This window comes from Demequina sp. NBRC 110055 (genome assembly GCF_002090135.1).
Taxonomy (GTDB): domain Bacteria; phylum Actinomycetota; class Actinomycetes; order Actinomycetales; family Demequinaceae; genus Demequina.
Genome location: NZ_BBRL01000004.1, coordinates 39371 through 57365 on the forward strand (window position 1 = coordinate 39371; position 17995 = coordinate 57365).

A 17995-nucleotide genomic window follows, 5' to 3' on the forward strand; every position below is an offset into this window, starting at 1 on the left:
GAGTCTCCCTCGTCCGGGGGACGCGCCCGCTCTATCGCCCCCTCGCGCGGCGGCCACGATTCCCCCACCCTCCCGGCACGAATGGCTCGCAGGCGTGCTGACCGGGCACGGGTCGCATTTCTAGCGTCGAGGTGTCCCTATCGACAGGAGCAGACATGAGTCCCCAGGGCATCACCGGGCGCCTCGCCCGCACCGCGGCCAGCCGGCCGTGGCTCACCGTTTCCGTCTGGTTTGTGGCGCTTGTCGCCGCGGGTTACGCCGCGTCGGGCCTCGGCGACGCGCTCACGCAGGACGATCGCATCCAGGTCGCCACCGAGTCCGACTCCGCGACCGCACTGGTCGCCGCTCATAATGAGGCGACGGCCGATGCCGTGGGCGCCTCGGACGCGACCGTCGAGACCGTCGTCGTGGCATCCGACAACGAGCGGTTTGGCTCGCCGGCCTTTGCCGAGGCGCTCGCCACGCTGGTGCGCGCCCTCGACGCCGTCGACGGCGTCGCGACTGTGACGGCGCCCACCGCCGATGCCGCCGGCCCCGCGGCCGCCGATGGCTCGTCCGCACTCATCACGGCATCGGTCACCGCCGACGAGGACGGCGAGGTGGTCGACTCGATGCTCGCCGCGTTGGAGGACGCGACGCCCGCGGGCTTCGAGGTGTCCGTCGCCGGTGAGGCGACCGGCTCGGCCATGTTCGACTCGCTTGCCGAGGAGGGGCTGGTGCGCGGCGAGGCCATCGGCATCGCGGTCGCGCTCGTGATCCTGGTGGGCGTCTTCGGGGCGCTTCTCGCGGCCGGCATCCCGCTGGTCGTCGCGATCGCGGCGATCGTCATGGCCGTGGGCGCGACCGCGGTCGTCGGTCAGGCCTTCGAGCTGTCCTTCTTCGTGGTCAACATGATCACGATGATGGGCCTCGCCCTCGGCATCGACTACTCCCTGGTGATGGTCCAGCGCTTCCGCGAGGAGCTTGCGAGCGGGCGAAGCGTGCTCGATGCCGTCACAGTCGCGGGCGGCACCGCCAACCGTGCCGTGCTGTTCTCCGGCATCACGGTCGTCATCTCGCTCCTGGGCCTGCTGCTGGTGCCGTCGACCATCATGCGCTCGCTCGGCGCGGGCGCCATCCTGGTGGCCGTGATGGCCGTCGCCGCCTCCCTGACCCTGCTGCCGGCGATCCTGCGACTACTGGGACAGCGCGTCAATGCGGGGCGCCTGCCCGCCCGCCACCCGGACGCCGAGCCGCGTGCGTGGCGCGCCATCGCACGCACCGTCAGCGCCCGCCCAGGCGCGTGGGCCATGGGCGGCCTGGTGATCCTGGGACTGCTCGCCGCCCCGGCCACGCAGATGCGGATGGCGTTCCCCGGCCTCGATGCGCTGCCCGAGGACAACTCCCTGCGGGTGGCCGCGGAGACCCTCGCCGAGGACTACGGGCTGGGACAGGGCGCGACCGTCATCGCCGTCGAGGGCGGGGCGAGCGCGCGGGTGGCGGTCGAGGAGATCGCCTCACGTGTGAGCGCCGACCCCGCCTTCGCCGATGCCGCGGTGACCTACGTGGGCGACGACGCCATCGTCACGTCGACCGAGCTGCTCGACGCGGCGGATCCCGAGGCCGATGCGGCCATCGCGCGCCTACGCGACGACGTGGTGCCCGCGGCCCTCGAGGGCACCGAGGCCACGGCGTACGTGGGCGGCGATCAGGCCGAGGCCGTCGATTTCACCGGCATCATCCGCGACGCCACTCCCTGGGTGCTCCTCACGGTGCTGGGAGCGAGCTTTGTGCTGCTGCTGGTCGCGTTCCGCTCGGTCGTGGTGCCCACCATGGCGATCGCCCTCAACCTGCTGTCGACGGCCGCCGCTTTCGGCATGCTCGTCGCGGTCTTCCAGTGGGGCTGGGGTGGCACCCTCCTCGGCTTCCCCCAGGTCGACGGCATCGCGCCATGGATCCCGCTGTTCCTCTTCGCGGTCCTGTTCGGGCTGTCGATGGACTATCACGTGTTCCTGCTCAGCCGCATCAAGGAGCGTCACGACGCGGGGGCACCCACGCGCGAAGCCGTCGCCTATGGCCTGTCACGCACCGGCTCCCTCATCACCGGCGCGGCACTCATCATGGTCGCCGTTTTCGCGGGCTTCGCCCTGGGCGACCTCGCGGAGTTCTCGCAGATGGGCTTCGGCCTCGCCGCGGCCGTCATCCTCGACGCGACCGTCGTCCGTTCCATCCTGGTGCCCGCACTCATGACCCTGCTGGGCAGGCGCAACTGGTACCTGCCCGGCTGGCTCGAGTGGCTACCCCAGGTGACGATCGAGGCCGAGCCCGCGGCGGCATCGGCCGTGCGACCCCGGGACGAGCGCGAACCCGCTCTCGTCTAGCGTCCCCCGGTTCGGGGCGGCTACGCCACCCCGAACCGGTTGGCGACGTCCTTGATGGACTGGGCCGAGGCCAGCAAGCCGGCGGTCTCGGCCTCGTCCATCGGGACGGTGGCGTGGTGCTCGATGCCGTGACGGCCCACCACCGACGGCAGCGACATGCACACCTCGCCCACGCCGGGGTAGTCGATGAGGGTCGACACGGGCATGATGCGGCGCTGATCACCCAGAACGGCCTCCACGATGCGGGCGCCGGCGGCACCGACCGCGTAGTTGGTGGCTCCCTTGCCCTCGATGATCGTGTAGGCGGAGCGCATCACGTCGTGGTGGATCTGCTCGCGGCGTTCGGGCGTCATCACAATGTTGCCCTCGCGGTCGCGCCACTCGGTCAGCAGTTGGCCACCGATGGAGGCGGAGGACCACAGCGCCACCTCGGAGTCGCCGTGTTCGCCCGCGATGTAGGCGTGAACGTTACCGACCGCCACGTCGCACACGGCGGCGATCTGGTGGCGCAGGCGCGACGTGTCGAGCGCCGTGCCGGAGCCGAACATCTGCGCGGGGTCCATGCCGGACTTCTTGATCGCGGCGTACGTCACCACGTCGACGGGATTGGTGACGAGGATGTAGATCGCATCGGGCGCGGCCTTCAGCAGCGGCGGCAGCACCTTGTCCATGAGCGAGATGGTGGCGCCCGCGAGGTCCATGCGGGACTGACCCGGCTGCTGCTTAGCACCTGCGGTGATGACCACCACGTCCGAGCCGGAGACCACGTCCACGTCGTCCGAGCCGATCACCGTGGCCTCGGGCATGAACTGGATGCCCTGAGCGAGATCAAGGGCCTCGGCCTCGACCTTCGCCTTATTGATGTCATACAGCGCGACGGTGCGGGCGAATCCCCGCATCAGGCCTGCGTAGGCCAGGGTTGCGCCCACGGCGCCGGCGCCGACGATGGACACCTTTGAGGTCTTGGATTCCACGGCTTCCTCCCGAGTCTCGCTTCCGCGGTCAGCCTATCGGGCCGATGCCCCGGCCGGGCGGGTCGCGATGCACAGGTCACCCGTGGCAATCTCCTCCGCGGGCACGTTCAGCGTCCCGCCCCAGCGCTGCTCGATGAAGTACTGCGCACCCGCGCACCAGCGGTCGCCCAGCACAAAGGACGAGCCCAGCGAGAGGCGCTCGCCCGCATACGCGAAGGACTGCCCGCCGGGAACGAGGTCCTCCAGGGCGAACGAGTCCGCCCACGGAACGAGCGACCAACCATTCCCGCCGCACCGCTCCTCTGGGGCGCCGGGATCAAGACCCGCGTCCAGCTCCTCAGGGGCCTCGACCGGTAGGTCGCAATTGGGGTCAAACACCAGCACCCCTCCGGTGAGCACCACGTCGTCCTCGCACGCGTCTGTCGCGGCTGTCGTGATGGTGGGCTCCACCATGGTGACGTCCACGCGGGTGAGGCCCCACACGTCGAGCACGGGCGCACGTCCCGAGGACTCCAGGTCGGCCTCGAGGGTGATGGCACCGCACCCGTCCTGAGCCGCCGCTGCGGTCTGCGAGACCGGCGTCACGGCGTCGCCGACCGCGCGGACAGGCACCACGGTGAGCGCGGCCACCACCACGACGATTGCCGCACCGATGCCGGCTTTCACCCACCAGGCCATCAATACCTCCTCTGTGGCGCGGGGTGCGCCTGGACGGAAACTACCGCTCGCTCGCGAGCACCCGTGCCGACTCACGCCCGGCGCCGAGGTTGCGCACGCCGGCCCGTGACCCCGCGAGCTTCGCCGCAATGTGCTCGCCCACGGTGACGGGCTCGTAAAGGTCTGGGTGGTCGGCATCCACGCAGGACGGCAGCGTGCTGATGACCGTGTCGACGTTGCCGTCGTGGAAGAACGCGGCGCTGCGACGGCGCTCGATGGTGCCGTTCACGACGGGAGGCTTCACGCGGTGCAGCGTGGACATCCACCGCTCGTTGGTGAGTCGCGCGGTGACGTCACCCAGGTTGATGAGCATCGCGCCCTCGTCGGGCTGGACGTCGTTCCAGCGGCCCTCGCTGTCGAGCACCTGCAGGCCCTTCACGCGGTCGGCCCACAGGACCGTCACGATGCCGAAGTCCGTGTGCTCTCCCATGCCCGTGAGGTCGCCGTCGAGTTCGACGTTCGTGCCGGGAGGCAAGGCGTAGTTATTCATCCTGAGCACGTCGAGCGAGTGGTCGCAGCGCTCGTCGAAGAACGTGGGTGCGAGTCCGAGTGCGTCGGCAAAGATGCGCGTCATGGTGCGGGCGACGCGCGCCGCCTCGCCGAAGTAGGCCCAGACCTGGGATTCGAAGCCGGGAACGTCGGGCCACAGGTTGTCCGCATAGTCGATCGGTGACAGGTCACAGGCGTGCGGATAGTCCGAGGCGGTCGCGCCCACGTTGAATGCCTCGAAGAAGTCGTTCATGCGCGTCGCGGATTCGACACCGAGGGACAGGCTCAGCGACTCCGACTTCGGCGGCGAGTAGCCGCGGTTGATCTCCGGCGGCGTTCGATAGCCCTTCTTCGCGTCGAGATCGAGGCCAAAGAATGCATCCATGGCTGCGGCGAGGCCCTCCGTGACCGGGCTCGGGATGCCGTGGCCGTGGATCTGCATAAACCCCACGGTGCGGCACGCGTGGTCCACCGCCGCGGCGACCGCGGCCCGCTCCTCAGCGGAACCTCCCCTCACATAGGGAGTGATGTCGATGGCAGGCACCTCGAAGGTCATGAGCGGTCCTTTCGTGCGGGCGCGTCTCACTCGGATGCTAGCCAGCCGCCTGTTTCATCCGCATGACCGCCGTCGCACGCCACTGGCGACGCGGGATCCGCTACAGCTTCTCGAGAGAGTTAAACCTGAGCACCAGGCGCTTCACACCCTCCGAGCCGAAGTCGACCTTGGCCACGGCGTTGCGACCCGAGCCCTCGGTGCCCACGACCTTGCCCATGCCGAACTTGTCGCTCATGACGCGGTCACCCACCTCGAAGCCGACATCGCCGCCGGCGCCGCCAGGGGGGCTCGGGGGCACATACCGCGAGGTGACGGCCCCGGCGCGCGCATACGTGTTGCCGTCCGCGCGGTCCTGGTTGCCGCCGTAGCCGCCCGAGCCTCCACCGAAGCCGCCCCACGAGCCGGAGCGCGACGTGCCGCGATCCGAGTTTGCCCTGAGCGACGCCATCGACTGCTGGGCGATCTTCCACTCGATGAGCTCGGCGGGGATCTCCTCGGTGAAGCGTGAGGCGCCGAAGTACTGCGGTGCTCCCCAGCTGGAACGCATCTGCGCGCGGGTGAGGTAGAGCTTCTGGCGCGCACGGGTGAGGCCCACGTAGGCCAGGCGCCGCTCCTCCTCCATGTCCTTCGTCTCGCCGGACTCGATCGACCGCATGTGCGGGAACGTGCCGTCCTCCATGCCGGTGAGGAAGACGACGGGAAACTCGAGTCCCTTCGCGGTGTGCAGCGTCATCATGGTGACCACGCCGCCCGAGCCATCCTCGTCGGGCAGCTGGTCGGCATCGGCCACGAGGGCCACCTTCTCGAGGAAGTCCTCGAGCGTGCCCTCGGGGTTCTCCTCGGAGAACTCGCGGCCTACGGCGACGAGCTCCATGATGTTCTCCACGCGGCTCGCGTCCTGAGGGTCCTCGGAGTTGCGGTACGCCGTGAGCATGCCGGAGCGGTCCGCGATCGCGTCGAGCACACCCGCCGGGCCGTTGTCCGCCGCGATCGCGCGTAGGTCGTCCATGAGCGACACGAAGTCGCCGATCGCGCGCACCGCGCGCGTCTGAAGCCCTGCCTCGTCCGCACGACGAAGCGCATCTCCGAAACTGACTGAGGCATCGGCCGTCGTCAACGATCGCCGCAAGGCGTCGATGCCCTCGACGGCGGTGTCGCCGATGGCGCGGCGCGGGGTGTTGATAATGCGCCGCATCGCGATGTCGTCGTCCTCGTTCACCACCGCGGAGAGGTAGGCCATCATGTCCTTGATCTCCTTGCGGTCGTAGAAGCGGGTGCCTCCGATGACCTTGTAGGGGATCTCGGCACGCATGAAGCGCTCCTCCAGCGCGCGCGACTGCGCGTTGGCGCGGTACATGATCGCGATGTCACCCGCGGAGTAGTCGCCCGCGTCGATGAGGCGTCGGATCTCGCCGGCAATGTACTGCGCCTCGTCCTGCTCCGACTCCCCCGCGTAGCCCTCGATCTTGGCGCCCGCGCCCGAGTCGGTCCACAGGTTCTTGGGTCGGCGCCCCTCGTTGTTCTTGATGACCGCGTTGGCGGCGCTCAGGATGTTCTGCGTGGAGCGGTAGTTCTGCTCCAGGCGGACGATGTGCGCGGCCGGGTAGTCGGCCTCGAACTCCAGGATGTTGCGGATGGTCGCGCCGCGGAAGGCGTAGATCGACTGGTCGGCGTCACCCACGACGGTGAGCTCGCCGGGGGGAAGCTCGGGGTCGCCGGGCTTGCCGATCAGCTCGCGCACCAGGATGTACTGCGCGTGGTTGGTGTCCTGATACTCGTCGACCAGCACGTGGCGGAAGCGCTCGCGATACGCGCGGGCCACCTGCGGATTCTCCTGGAGCAGGCGCACGGTGCGCACGATGATGTCGTCGAAGTCGACGGCGTTGGCGGCGTCGAGGCGACGCTGATATTCGGCGTAGGCGCGGCCCGCGGCGTGGTCGATCGAGAACTTCGACGCGTTCTCGGTGGCCGCGAGCGCCTCCATGGGGCTCACGAGCTCGTCCTTGAACTTGCCGATGCGGTTCAGGAGCGCCTTGGGCGTGAACTTCTTGGGGTCGATGTCCAGTTCCTTGGCCACGAGCTTCATGAGGTTCGCGGAGTCGGTCTGGTCGTAGATCGAAAAGCTCGACTTCAGCCCGGCGGCCTTGTGGTCGGCGCGCAGGATCCGCACGCACGCCGAGTGGAAGGTCGACACCCACATGCGACGGGCGTCGGGCCCCACGAGGTTCTCGACGCGCTCGCGCATCTCCCCCGCGGCCTTGTTGGTGAAGGTGATGGCGAGGATCTGGTGGGGGCGCGCGCGGCCCGTGGCCAAGAGGTAGGCGATGCGGTGCGTCAGCACGCGGGTCTTGCCCGAGCCGGCGCCCGCCATGATGAGCAGTGCCTCCCCGGCGTGCTCGACGGCCTCGGCCTGCGAGGGGTTGAGGCCTTCCACGAGGGCCGATGCGTCCATCGCCGGGGCGGGGGCGCCCCAGTCGCCGTACGACTGGCGGGGCCTGGAGCCCGCTGCCGCGACGGAGCTCGGCTGCGCCGGCACCTCCGTGGGAGGGGTCCAGGCCTCCTCCGGCATGGGCTCGTCTTCAGGCTCGGGCTCCGGCTCGGGGCCGGGCTCCCAGCCGGATTCGACGTCGGCAGCGGCCGGCTCAACGAGCGGCTCGACGGGCGCGGGCGCCGGGTCGTTCACACGCGCCTGGGCGGGTTTGATGGGGTCCGGGCCGTCGAGTTCGAAGAGCGCATCCATGACCCGAAAAGTCTAGGCGCTCCCCGCGGTACCGGAAGTCGATCGAGGTGTCCTGTGGACAGTGGCGCCGTGTTCCGGGCGTGGCGGCGCGACGCGCACCCGATCACGCCCCTCACTCTTCGCACGGTAAAGCGCCTCGTCCGCAGCAGCAAGAGTCTCGCTCACCGGTGTCCCCGGATGACGAACGGCAATGCCGACTGACAGCGTCACCTCGATCGTCGCGTCTCCCACTTCGATCGGCTCCTCGCGCAGCGACTGCATAAGTTTCTGCACCGACGACTCGATGGTGACGTGGCCGGGGCGAGAAATCGCGAGGAACTCGTCGCCGCCCCACCGGGACACCACACACTGGCGCCCCATCGACGCCTCGATTCGCGTGGCGACGGCACTGATCACCGCGTCACCGATCTCGTGTCCCCAGGTGTCGTTCGTGGTCTTGAACAGGTCGATATCGATAAGCGCCAGCGCGGCATGACGCGACGGATCGCTCGCCACCATTTCAAGTTCGCGCATGGCCGGGCGGCGATTGCCGATCCCCGTGAGTTCGTCGGTGTTCGCCCGCCGCTCGCCCTGAGCGGCGAGCTGCACGAGTTGCTGCTCGAGCCGGGCCGTCCGCAGCAGGATCATGGTGATGGCAGTCAGCACGAGCGCGATACCGCCCAACCGCATGCCGATCGCCATCGCAGCGAACGCCGGATCAGTGTCGGCGATTGCCGAGCTGCCCGGTGGCGCGACGATCTCCGTGGCCGCTATCGCCACGATCACGACCCCGCAGAACACCAACCGCACGACGACAAGCCGATCGGGAAGAGCCGCCAAGGTAAGAAACCCCACGGCCAAGAACAAGAACTGCACTCCCGAACTCACCGAGAACACCACGGCGAACGGCACGAGGCACACCAGCGTGGTCGCCAAGAACGTGACCGCCGCGCCCACGACGCTGCCACGCACGGCCGCGACGAGAGCGCCAATGAAGACCGGAATCGACAGTGCACCCAGCGCGACGAAGAACTCCCACTTCTCCGGGCGCCACCACAGGAAGAACCCGGCGTAGAAGATCGACGACAGCACGCAGAACGCCGCGAGCGACACCACCACGCCAGGACTTGGCGTCCCTTGCCGGTCACGTCCCGCGGGATAGCGGCGAGGGTGCCGTATGCGCTCATGAAGTGTCATCGTGCCCACATGCTATGTGAGCGTGGCAGCCCTCCGAAGGGAGCAATTGAGGACATATGCGCCACTTCGGACACCAACGTGTCACGAACGGTGCCTCCGCGACACTAGTCCGGGCCCGCGAGGGGTCTCAGACGATCCTTCGCTGAGCCGCCCAGTGCGCCAACTCGTGGCGATTCGACAGCTGCAGCTTGTGCAGCACCTTGCCCACGTGGGTTTCGACGGTCTTGATGGAGATGAACAGCTTCTCGCCCACCTCGCGATAGGTGTAGCCGCGGGCGATGAGCCGCATGACCTCCTGCTCGCGCGCGGTGAGCTGGTCGAGCTCGTCGTCCGCGATGGCCACCTCTCCCCCAGCAGCGCCAAACGCGTCCAGCACGAAGCCCGCGAGCCGCGGTGAGAAGACGGCGTCGCCCCCCGCGACCCGGCGCACAGCATCGGACAGGTCCGGACCCGAGATCGACTTCGTCACGTAGCCGCGCGCGCCGGCGCGGATCACGGATACGACGTCCTCCGCCGAGTCAGACACGCTCAGCGCGAGCACCCGCGTGCCGTCGACGCGCCCCTTAATCTCGGCCAACACATCGAGGGCACCTGCACCGGTGCCGCCGGGAAGGTGGACGTCGAGGATCACCACATCGGGCCGGCGTGCGAGGATCTCGGCGACCGCGGACTCGACGTCACGCGCCTCGCCCACCACCTCGATCTGGTCGTCGAGAGACTCGCGCACTCCCACACGAATCACGTCGTGGTCGTCGACAATCACCACGGAGACGGACATCAGGACTCCCTTCGGGGGACAACGATGGCGACCTCGGTACGGGCGCCGGGTGACGAGTGGATCTCGGCGTGCCCGCCGTGGCGCTCCACGCGACCCATGATGGATTGCCGGATTCCCAGCCGGTCGTCGGGGATCGCCCCCGGGTCGAATCCGGGCCCGGCGTCGCGCACGAACACCTCGAACGCCTTCGCGGTGAGTTCGGCATAGACAGAAATGGGGCCCGTGGCGTGGCGGGCGGCGTTCTTGGCCGCCTCACGCGTGGCGGCGACGGCCGCGCGCAGGTCGGGGGTGAGCGGCGCGTCGCCGACACTCACGGTGTCGATGACGACCGAATGCGCGTCCTCGACCTCGCCAATGGCCTCCGCGATCGCGGTGGCCACCGACGCATCGGGGTCACGCCGCTCGCCGTACAAGTACGCGCGCAGGTCGCGCTCCTGGGCGCGGGCAAGCCGTGCGACGGCATCGGGGTCCGTGGCCCGCGAGCGGATCAGGGTGAGGGTCTGCAGGACCGAATCGTGCAGGTGCGCGGCGATCTCCGCACGCTCGTGCTCGCGGATGCGCGCCTGGCGCTCAATCGAGACCTGGCGAATGGCACGCAACCACCACGGTGCAAGCATGAGACCCAGGCCGAGGATGACCACGACCGTCGTGACGATCGACCTCACCCACATCCGGTCGGTGTAATCCCACAGCGCGAACCACCACAGCGCCGTGATGCCGAGCGTCACGCCCACCACGAGCCGCCACAGGTCGTCGCGCCTGAACAGCCCCGAGACGTCCAGCCGCCACGCGTCCTGCCCGAAAGCGCCGTCGAGGGGGCTCCACGTGAGGCCAAGAGAAAGGAGGAACAGCACCAGGGGGATCAGCCAGCCGGGCAGGTCCTCCCCTCCCCAGCGGTCGAACGCAAGCACGCCTGCGATCACGAGCAGTGCGAGCCCACCGAGGCCACGCCAGATCGCGGGCGCGTTGCGGCGCCGCTGCAGGGGGCGGGCGACCCGAGGGGCCGGTGCTGTGGTCACGGCACCATCGTCACACAGCCGCGCGCGCTCAAGCAGGGGTTTTCCCGGATCTCAGGGTGTCGTCGGCGGCAAGTTCAGGGTGAGGATCAGGGCGTTCCCTCATAGCGGTCGGCCATGCGGCCTTGCGACAGTGGGGGCATGATCGGGCGCCACCTGAGCGCCGACAGCAATCCTCGGCACAAGGAGTGACATGAGCGAGACACCACCGCCCCCCAAGGAGGCCGCGTTCTTTACCGCGATCCGCGGCTGGAACATCCAGCGCGGCGATCGCATTCTGGGTGGCGTCGCCTCCGGGCTCGGCGCCCGCATCGGCCTCGCACCCGTGCCCGCCCGACTGCTGATGGTGCTCGCCGGCATCCTGCTCAATGGCCTGGTGCTGCTCGCCTACGCCGCAGCGTGGGGGCTTCTGCCCGACCGGCGCGGAGCGATCGTCATCCAGGACTTCGGCCGCGGCGTCACCAATGTGGGCGCACTTATCGGCATCGCGGTCATGGGCGTCCTCGGCTTCGTCACCCTCGACAACGGCGGACTGTTCGGAGGCATCTTCGACGGCGACCCGTTCCCGTGGGACAACCAGAGCCAGTTCGGCCCGTTTCATATCGTCGCGGCGTTCTTCGCCGTCGTGATCCCACTCGCGCTCCTGGGCGGCTTGATCTTCCTCGTCATCTACCTGGTGCGTCGCAACAATCGTGACTCCGTCCCGCCCGGCACCCCGACCGGCACCACGTGGTCGAGCGCCGCTCCCGTCGCGCCGTCGGCGGCATCGGCGGCCGATGCCGCGGCCGGCGCTCGTACCGCCGTCACCGACTCGGACTCTCCCGACGAGCCCGCTTCGCCCAGCGAACCCCAGCCCGCCGCCACACCAGGTGACTCGCGAGCCACGGCCGCCGACGCATCGGCCACCCCCACGGTCGCAGCATCGCCGCAACCGTGGGAGCCCGCGCTCCTGCCGGGCGACCCGCGCGTGAACACGCCACGCGATCACACGTGGCGCTATAGCCCTGCAGTGGGAGGCCCCGTCCCGAACGGTTCGTCGTCGTACGCATGGAACTCGACGACCGGGGAGCAGACGTACGTCCCGCCCGTCACCTCTGCGCCGCCGCGTCCGAAGCCCCCGCGCGTGCCGGGGCCCGGCAAGGCCGCCTGGCTCGCCTTCCTCGGGGTGCTGGTCATCGCGGTCGCCGTGGTGTTCGCCATCGCTCGTTCGGGTCAGCTCGCGGTGAGCCCCGTCCTCGCCTGGGGAGCCATCATCACGATGGGCCTCGGAGCGGTCCTGCTGGTGGTCGCACTCTCGGGGCGTCGTTTCGGATTCCTTGGCTTCTTGTCGGTGTGCGCCGTCATCGTGTCGATCCCCATGGTCGCCAACGCGGACACCATCCGCGCCAACTACGGCGACTGGGGCTACTGGATGGACGGAGGCGCCATCGACTACGAGGAGGCTTTCGGCTTCGACGACGGAGGCTCCGAGTCCGAGGCGACGGCTACGGCCATGGGCCCCGAGCAGGTCAGCATCCGCGAGGCCTTCGGCGACGACTACACGACCATCTACGCGGCGGGCAGCTGCTGGGACTACTCCGACAGTGCCAGCGAGGAGATGTTCGGCCCTGCCGACTCCTACATTCAGCTCTCCACCGTTGACGAGGACATGTCCATTCCCGTCCGCGGGTCGACCACCGAGGCCGTCATCCCCGCTGGCACCTCGCTCGTCCTCACGTCGCCGGGGTCAGTCACCGTCGACTTCACCGAACGCCAGGTGTGGTGCGACCTGTGGAACGACGGCACCGCCGACGCTACGGTCCTTGACTTCGCCACGGGCGACGGCCCCGTGCTGACCCTGGAGGCACCCGACGTGTCCACGCTTTACATCACCGAGGAGGTCACCCCGTGATCACCACCGCCACTCCCCGCCGCCGCGCGGGCCAACGCATCGCCTCAGCCCTCTGGGCCCTGCTCGTCATCGGCGCCGGCGTGATGATGGCCGTCGCGTTCTCTGGCACAACGATCGACCTCGAACTCGCCGCCATCATCGCGCTCGGCGCGGTGGGCGGTTGGCTCATCCTGTCCGCAGCCCTCAGCAGCATCGGCCGTTCGCGCGAGGTTCGCGCCGCGACGGCGCCGGTCGTCGAGGAGCCGCTGCATGACGCTGCCGCCGCTACCGAGACCCCGGACGCCGACGCGGCGCCCACCTCGGTGATGCCGGGCTCCCCGTCCCAGCCCACCCCGACCGAGGTGATCTTCACCGAGGCTGGGGCGGCGACGGACCCGGATCACGATGACGGCGAGGACGACCGCACCGACGAGGACGACGAGCGGCCACGCTCCTAGGCCGCTCCACTACGACGGCGGACTCTCGCGGGAAGCGAGGGCCCGCCGTCGGCGTTGGCCCCGGGGAAGCCAACCGAAGGAGTACCCATGCGCGTCTCAACCCTTGCGCTCCCCCTCGCCGCGGCACTCATGGTGGCCGGTTGCACCGGCGGTGACGACCAGGCGCGCCCCACCGCGAGCGCCACCACGGACACCACCGTGCCGGCCGGTAGCGAGCCCTCGGAGGCGCCGAGCTCACAGACCGATGCCGACATCGATGTGGACTCGAGCGGAGATCCCACGGACGGCGCACAGGACGCCGAGGGCACCGCCTCGCTTGGCACCGCGGCGGCCACCATCGCGGTCGCCCTCCCCGGCGAATGGCAGTACGAGGGCACGTACGGCGACGGCACCGCCCCCTACGCGGTGCTCGTCGACGCGAGCGAGCCTTTCGACCTCTCCGAGCCAGGCTCGGATGCCTATCGCGACTCCGTCTGGGTCCAGGTCGAGACATACCGCGTGGAAGGCCAGGCGTCATTCGCCGAGGCCGTGGCAGGCGACGCCGACGCCCTCGCCGACCAGCTCGTCGACGCGTACGGCGGCGAGGTCGACGTGATCGACGGGCGCGACGTGCCCGTCGTCTTTGCCGCTTACGAGAAGGACGGCGACCAGATCGAGGATCTCTACGCGCTTCACGGCGACCTGTGGATCATGGCCCGGCCGTCGAACGTCGACGTCACCGACTACGTCGACGGCGGCGAGGTCACCATCCTCGAGGCGGTCCTCGAGGACGCGCAGATCAAGTAGTCACGCACCCTGGGTCCGTGTGGCCCACACCTGAAACGCCTGAGGCCCGTGTGACAGTTCTGCACTGTCACACGGGCCTCAGGCGTTTCACCCGTCACATCCGTGGGCCAAACCGACACCGACGGCGGACGGGAGGGATCACTCCCACTCGATGGTGCCCGGCGGCTTCGAGGTGACGTCGATGACCACGCGATTGACCTCGCGCACCTCGTTCGTGATGCGGTTCGAGATGTGCGCGATGACGTCGTACGGCAGACGGGACCAGTCGGCGGTCATGGCGTCCTCGGACGACACGGGACGCAGCACGATGGGGTGGCCGTACGTGCGGCCGTCGCCCTGCACACCCACGGAGCGCACGTCGGCGAGCAGGACCACGGGGCACTGCCAGATCTCCTGGTCCAGGCCCGCTGCGGTCAGCTCCTCGCGCGCGACGAGGTCCGCGGCGCGCAGGATGTCCAGGCGCTCTTCGGTGACCTCACCGATGATGCGAATACCGAGGCCTGGCCCGGGGAAGGGCTGGCGTCCCACGATCTCCTCGGGGATGCCCAGCTCGCGGCCCACGGCGCGGACCTCGTCCTTGAACAGCGCGCGCAACGGCTCGACGAGCGAGAACTGCAGGTCGTCGGGAAGGCCACCCACGTTGTGATGGCTCTTGATGTTGGCCGCACCCTCGCCGCCTCCGGACTCGACGACGTCGGGGTAGAGCGTGCCCTGGACGAGGAACTCGACGTCCTCACCGTGCGCGCCGGCCTCCTCGACCACCTGACGCGCGGCGTCCTCGAAGACGCGGATGAACTCGCGGCCGATGATCTTGCGCTTGGTCTCGGGGTCACTCACGCCCGCGAGAGCGGACAGGAACCGCTCCTTCTCGTCGCGAATGATCAACCGCACACCGGTCGAGTCGACGAAGTCCTTCTCGATCTGCTCGACCTCGCCGGCGCGCATGAGCCCGTGGTCCACGTGGATGCAGGTGAGCTGGTCGCCCACCGCCTTTTGCACGAGCGCCGCGGCGACCGCGGAGTCCACGCCGCCGGACAGGGCGCAGATCACGCGCTTAGAGCCCACCTGCGCGCGGATCAGCTCGACCTGCTCGTCGATGATGTTGGCGTTGGTCCAGTCGGGGGCGATGCCCGCGACGTTGTACAGGAAGTTCTCGATCGACGCCTGACCCTCGGGCGAGTGCTTGACCTCGGGGTGCCACTGCACGCCGCACATCTTGACATCGAGGTTCTCGAAGGCCGCGACGGGCGCGCCCTCGGTCGTCGCCAGCACGGTGAAGCCCGCGGGGGCCTCCTGGACGGAGTCGCCGTGGCTCATCCACACCGTCTGCTCGGCGCCGGAGCCCGCGAGCGCCACTCCGGCGTCGGCCACCGACGCGACCGTGCGGCCGTACTCGCGCCGGCCGGTCTGTGCCACGGTGCCGCCCATAGCCTGCGCCATCGCCTGGAAGCCGTAGCAGATACCCATCATCGGCACGCCGGCGGTGAAGATCGCGGGGTCGATCGAGGGCGCGCCCTCCTCATACACCGACGAGGGTCCGCCCGACAGGATGATGCCCGCGGGGTTCTTGGCGAGCATGCGCTCGGCGCTCATGGTGTGCGGGACGACCTCGGAGTAGACATTCGCTTCGCGCACGCGGCGGGCGATGAGCTGCGCGTATTGGGCGCCGAAGTCGACCACCAGCACCGGGCGATGCTGGGTCTCGGCCGCGACCTCGGCGACGGGCTGGGCGGTGGTCATGAGGTGGCCTCCTTGGCGGGGTCGAGCTCGTCGGCGATGCGGCGCTCGATGACGAAGGACAGGAACGGGATGATGCCGCCCAGGAACATCGTGAACAGGCGGCCATAGCCCCACTTGGCCTGGAGCCACAGCTGCAGCACGGTGACGAGGTAGACCATGTAGACGAAGCCGTGAATCTGCGCGAGGAGGAACATCGCGGGGTCGAGCGACTCCTCGAGGCTGTCGAGGCCCGGCAGATAGCGCAGCATCCCGAGGAAGACGAGGATCAGCAGCGAGCCGGTCACGATCGCCATCACCTTGTAGCGCGTGAGGGCGCCGGGGGTGACGGCGGGGCGGGGGCTGGGGGTCACGGGCTTCCTTCCTTGACGGCGGCAGATGCCGTGGCGGCGTCCGTCGGCACGTCAGGTGCCGGCTCGTCACCGTCCGCGGCGTCCGGGGCAACGCGCCCATTGTCCCGTATCCACCGCACGCCGACGAACAGGAAGAACGCCGCGAACAGCCACCACTCGAACGCGTACACGATCGAGCGGAAGTTCAGCTCGGTCTCGGGCTCGGGCGCGGGAATGGCTTGCAGTCCCTCCTCGGGCGTGTCAGTCACCAGCAGCGCCGAGTACATCGGGCTGTCCCAGTGCTGGGCGAACACCGCCGGCGAGAGCGTGTCAGCCAGGAACGTGCCGTCGGGAGCGCCCTCGCTGGTCGATACCGATGCACCCTCGGAGCCGCGCAGGTAGCCGCTGAGCTCGGTAGCGCCGGAAGGGCCGCCCACTCGCGCGAGGTCATCCGCGGGAACCCAGCCCACCACCACGGGGAGCGTCGCTGCCTCCCCGGTGCCCGTCGCATCGGCCGCCACCGTAAAGGGCCGCACGACGAGAACGGCCTCAACGCCGGCGATGACGCGACCCCCGCCCACGAGGGCCGCATCGGCCTGGGTAAACGCTCCAGAGACGGTGACCGCCTTGCCCACACCGCCCTCGGCGGGGCTGGCAGGCGCCAGAGCGTCGGCGAGCGGCACGGCGTCGGCAGCCTCGACGGGATCACCGCCGTGGGTACCCACGCTCCACTGCCACGCGCCCAGCGCACCACACACGCCGAGGACCACCACGAGAGCCGCGACGACAGTCGACACGGGTCCCCAGCGGACGTCCCCTTGACGTGCGCTCACGCTTCGGCCCCCGCGGAGGGCTCGCGTACCGCCACTTGGTCACGTCCCTTCCGCTTGGCGTCATACAGCGCGTCATCCGCGCGGCGCACCGCGTAGCGTGCGCTGCCGGAGTGGTCGCCGGGGGTGAGACCGATCGACACTGTCACCCGGTGCGTGTGTCCATCGCAGGGCACCGGCGTGTCGGCGATGCCCTGGCGGATGCGCTCCATCGTGCCCGTCGCCGCCTCGAGGGAGGCCTCGGCGAGCACGAAAATGAACTCTTCGCCTCCCCATCGTCCCACGGAATCGGTCAGGCGCAGCCCCGTGCGCAGGCGGGCGCCGATCTCCTCGAGGACCCGGTCGCCACACCCGTGGCCGAACTCGTCGTTGAGAACCTTGAAGTGGTCGAGGTCCGCGAGCGCCAGGCAAAAGTCGGCACCGTTCGCCCGCGACAGGCGCTCAAGGCTGTCCAGCACGGGGCGCCGTGTGGCGAGTCCCGTGAGCTCGTCCGTGTTGGCCAGCAACTCGGCACGCTCGGCGGCGTCGGCGGCCATGGCTCGCGCCTGTTCCACTCGATAATGGGCGAGCGCGGCTCCCATGAACAGAATGAAGGCGGTCAGCACCGCGTTGATGGAGAACAAGGTGTGCAGCAGCACCGTCGGCATCGCATAGAACAGGCCGGTCGCCGGCAGCAGGAACTGGCAGACCAGGAACGCCGCCAGGGTGATCACGACCCACACCCACCGCCACACCCGCTGCCGTTCGGTCAGCATGATGTAGACCAGCTGGCCGCCGGTGAGAAGGAACAGGTGCGTGCCCGCCTCCCAGCCAAGGAAGGCCGTCGATGTCACCAGCTGGAGGGTGGGAATCCCGAACGCGATGAGAGCGGCCGCGAGGACGCGCCCCAGCCTGGCCAGCACGAGCCCACCCACATACAACGCGACCCAGACCAGGTGAAGGATGATGAGCGCGCCCAGGCCGATGATGTCGTACGTCATATAGAAAGCGGTGTACGACAGCGACACGATGAGGGCGAACAGCAAGAACGTGTGGGTCGTCGCTATGGCCCGGCCCGCGTCACCCGACAGCGCCCCCACCCGGCGATCGAGCACGCGCACGACCATGTCGGCGAACGTGCCGCGCGAGCGCGCATCAGTCGTGTCCATGGTGTCGCCCATTCCTTGCGGCGCCCCA

Annotated in this window: 15 protein-coding genes; 4 read left to right on the plus strand and 11 right to left on the minus strand. The window is 69.2% G+C overall.

What is annotated here, in order from left to right:
* The first annotated feature begins 155 nt into the window (after window positions 1-155).
* The gene (locus tag B7K24_RS00185; RefSeq protein ID WP_084127815.1) at window positions 156-2360 is read left to right on the plus strand and encodes an MMPL family transporter; all 2205 of its coding nucleotides are present in this window, start codon (window positions 156-158) and stop codon (window positions 2358-2360) included.
* A 20-nt stretch (window positions 2361-2380) separates the two neighbouring features.
* Here B7K24_RS00185 and B7K24_RS00190 read toward each other — a convergent pair whose 3' ends face one another.
* From B7K24_RS00190 to B7K24_RS00220, 7 genes are all read right to left on the minus strand, one after another.
* Window positions 2381-3334 carry an L-lactate dehydrogenase gene (locus B7K24_RS00190; protein ID WP_084127816.1) on the minus strand — a complete coding sequence of 318 codons (954 nt, stop codon included), beginning with the start codon at window positions 3332-3334 and terminating at the stop codon, window positions 2381-2383.
* A gap of 33 nt (window positions 3335-3367) precedes the next feature.
* The gene (locus B7K24_RS00195) at window positions 3368-4012 is read right to left on the minus strand and encodes a hypothetical protein (protein ID WP_084127817.1); all 645 of its coding nucleotides are present in this window, start codon (window positions 4010-4012) and stop codon (window positions 3368-3370) included.
* 40 nt (window positions 4013-4052) lie between these two features.
* Window positions 4053-5096 carry an isopenicillin N synthase family oxygenase gene (locus B7K24_RS00200; protein ID WP_084127818.1) on the minus strand — a complete coding sequence of 348 codons (1044 nt, stop codon included), beginning with the start codon at window positions 5094-5096 and terminating at the stop codon, window positions 4053-4055.
* A 100-nt stretch (window positions 5097-5196) separates the two neighbouring features.
* Window positions 5197-7836: a DNA helicase PcrA gene (gene pcrA, locus B7K24_RS00205; protein WP_084127819.1), complete on the minus strand. Its 2640-nt coding sequence runs from the start codon at window positions 7834-7836 to the stop codon at window positions 5197-5199.
* 12 nt (window positions 7837-7848) lie between these two features.
* On the minus strand, window positions 7849-8934 hold the full coding sequence (locus B7K24_RS00210) for a GGDEF domain-containing protein (protein WP_159449086.1): 1086 nt from the start codon (window positions 8932-8934) through the stop codon (window positions 7849-7851).
* A 205-nt stretch (window positions 8935-9139) separates the two neighbouring features.
* Complete coding sequence (locus B7K24_RS00215; RefSeq protein WP_084127821.1) at window positions 9140-9790, minus strand: response regulator transcription factor; 651 nt, start codon at window positions 9788-9790, stop codon at window positions 9140-9142.
* On the minus strand, window positions 9790-10809 hold the full coding sequence (locus tag B7K24_RS00220; RefSeq protein ID WP_084127822.1) for a sensor histidine kinase: 1020 nt from the start codon (window positions 10807-10809) through the stop codon (window positions 9790-9792). The genes B7K24_RS00215 and B7K24_RS00220 overlap by 1 nt, the downstream gene beginning before the upstream one ends.
* A 190-nt stretch (window positions 10810-10999) precedes the next feature.
* Here B7K24_RS00220 and B7K24_RS00225 point away from each other — a divergent pair, with 190 nt between their 5' ends.
* The 3 genes from B7K24_RS00225 to B7K24_RS00235 all read left to right on the plus strand — a co-directional run bounded on the left by B7K24_RS00225 (window position 11000) and on the right by B7K24_RS00235 (window position 13920).
* Complete coding sequence (locus tag B7K24_RS00225; protein ID WP_084127823.1) at window positions 11000-12697, plus strand: PspC domain-containing protein; 1698 nt, start codon at window positions 11000-11002, stop codon at window positions 12695-12697.
* Window positions 12694-13134: a hypothetical protein gene (locus B7K24_RS00230; RefSeq protein ID WP_084127824.1), complete on the plus strand. Its 441-nt coding sequence runs from the start codon at window positions 12694-12696 to the stop codon at window positions 13132-13134. Before B7K24_RS00225 ends, B7K24_RS00230 begins: the two co-directional genes overlap by 4 nt.
* An 87-nt stretch (window positions 13135-13221) precedes the next feature.
* The gene (locus B7K24_RS00235; protein ID WP_084127825.1) at window positions 13222-13920 is read left to right on the plus strand and encodes a hypothetical protein; all 699 of its coding nucleotides are present in this window, start codon (window positions 13222-13224) and stop codon (window positions 13918-13920) included.
* Between the two features lie 138 nt (window positions 13921-14058).
* On the opposite strand, the gene guaA is transcribed toward B7K24_RS00235, so the two are convergent.
* Genes guaA through B7K24_RS00255 form a run of 4 tightly spaced genes read right to left on the minus strand, consistent with a single transcriptional unit; the run spans window position 14059 to window position 17967 of the window.
* The gene (guaA, locus tag B7K24_RS00240; RefSeq protein WP_084127826.1) at window positions 14059-15660 is read right to left on the minus strand and encodes a glutamine-hydrolyzing GMP synthase; all 1602 of its coding nucleotides are present in this window, start codon (window positions 15658-15660) and stop codon (window positions 14059-14061) included.
* Window positions 15657-16010, minus strand: coding sequence for a DUF3817 domain-containing protein (locus B7K24_RS00245; protein ID WP_084127827.1), 354 nt, complete (start codon window positions 16008-16010; stop codon window positions 15657-15659). Before B7K24_RS00245 ends, guaA begins: the two co-directional genes overlap by 4 nt.
* On the minus strand, window positions 16007-16822 hold the full coding sequence (locus B7K24_RS00250) for an SURF1 family protein (protein WP_084127828.1): 816 nt from the start codon (window positions 16820-16822) through the stop codon (window positions 16007-16009). Before B7K24_RS00250 ends, B7K24_RS00245 begins: the two co-directional genes overlap by 4 nt.
* Window positions 16819-17967, minus strand: coding sequence for a GGDEF domain-containing protein (locus B7K24_RS00255; RefSeq protein WP_159449087.1), 1149 nt, complete (start codon window positions 17965-17967; stop codon window positions 16819-16821). The genes B7K24_RS00250 and B7K24_RS00255 overlap by 4 nt, the downstream gene beginning before the upstream one ends.
* Window positions 17968-17995: the final 28 nt, after the last annotated feature.

Coding starts and splice junctions, on each gene's coding strand:
- B7K24_RS00235 (WP_084127825.1), top strand. CDS start 13,222: ATGCGCGTCTCAACCCTTGCGCTCCCCCTCGCCGCGGCACTCATGGTG.
- B7K24_RS00255 (WP_159449087.1), bottom strand. CDS start 17,967: ATGGACACGACTGATGCGCGCTCGCGCGGCACGTTCGCCGACATGGTC.
- B7K24_RS00200 (WP_084127818.1), bottom strand. CDS start 5,096: ATGACCTTCGAGGTGCCTGCCATCGACATCACTCCCTATGTGAGGGGA.
- guaA (WP_084127826.1), bottom strand. CDS start 15,660: ATGACCACCGCCCAGCCCGTCGCCGAGGTCGCGGCCGAGACCCAGCAT.
- B7K24_RS00225 (WP_084127823.1), top strand. CDS start 11,000: ATGAGCGAGACACCACCGCCCCCCAAGGAGGCCGCGTTCTTTACCGCG.
- pcrA (WP_084127819.1), bottom strand. CDS start 7,836: ATGGATGCGCTCTTCGAACTCGACGGCCCGGACCCCATCAAACCCGCC.
- B7K24_RS00185 (WP_084127815.1), top strand. CDS start 156: ATGAGTCCCCAGGGCATCACCGGGCGCCTCGCCCGCACCGCGGCCAGC.
- B7K24_RS00195 (WP_084127817.1), bottom strand. CDS start 4,012: ATGGCCTGGTGGGTGAAAGCCGGCATCGGTGCGGCAATCGTCGTGGTG.
- B7K24_RS00215 (WP_084127821.1), bottom strand. CDS start 9,790: ATGTCCGTCTCCGTGGTGATTGTCGACGACCACGACGTGATTCGTGTG.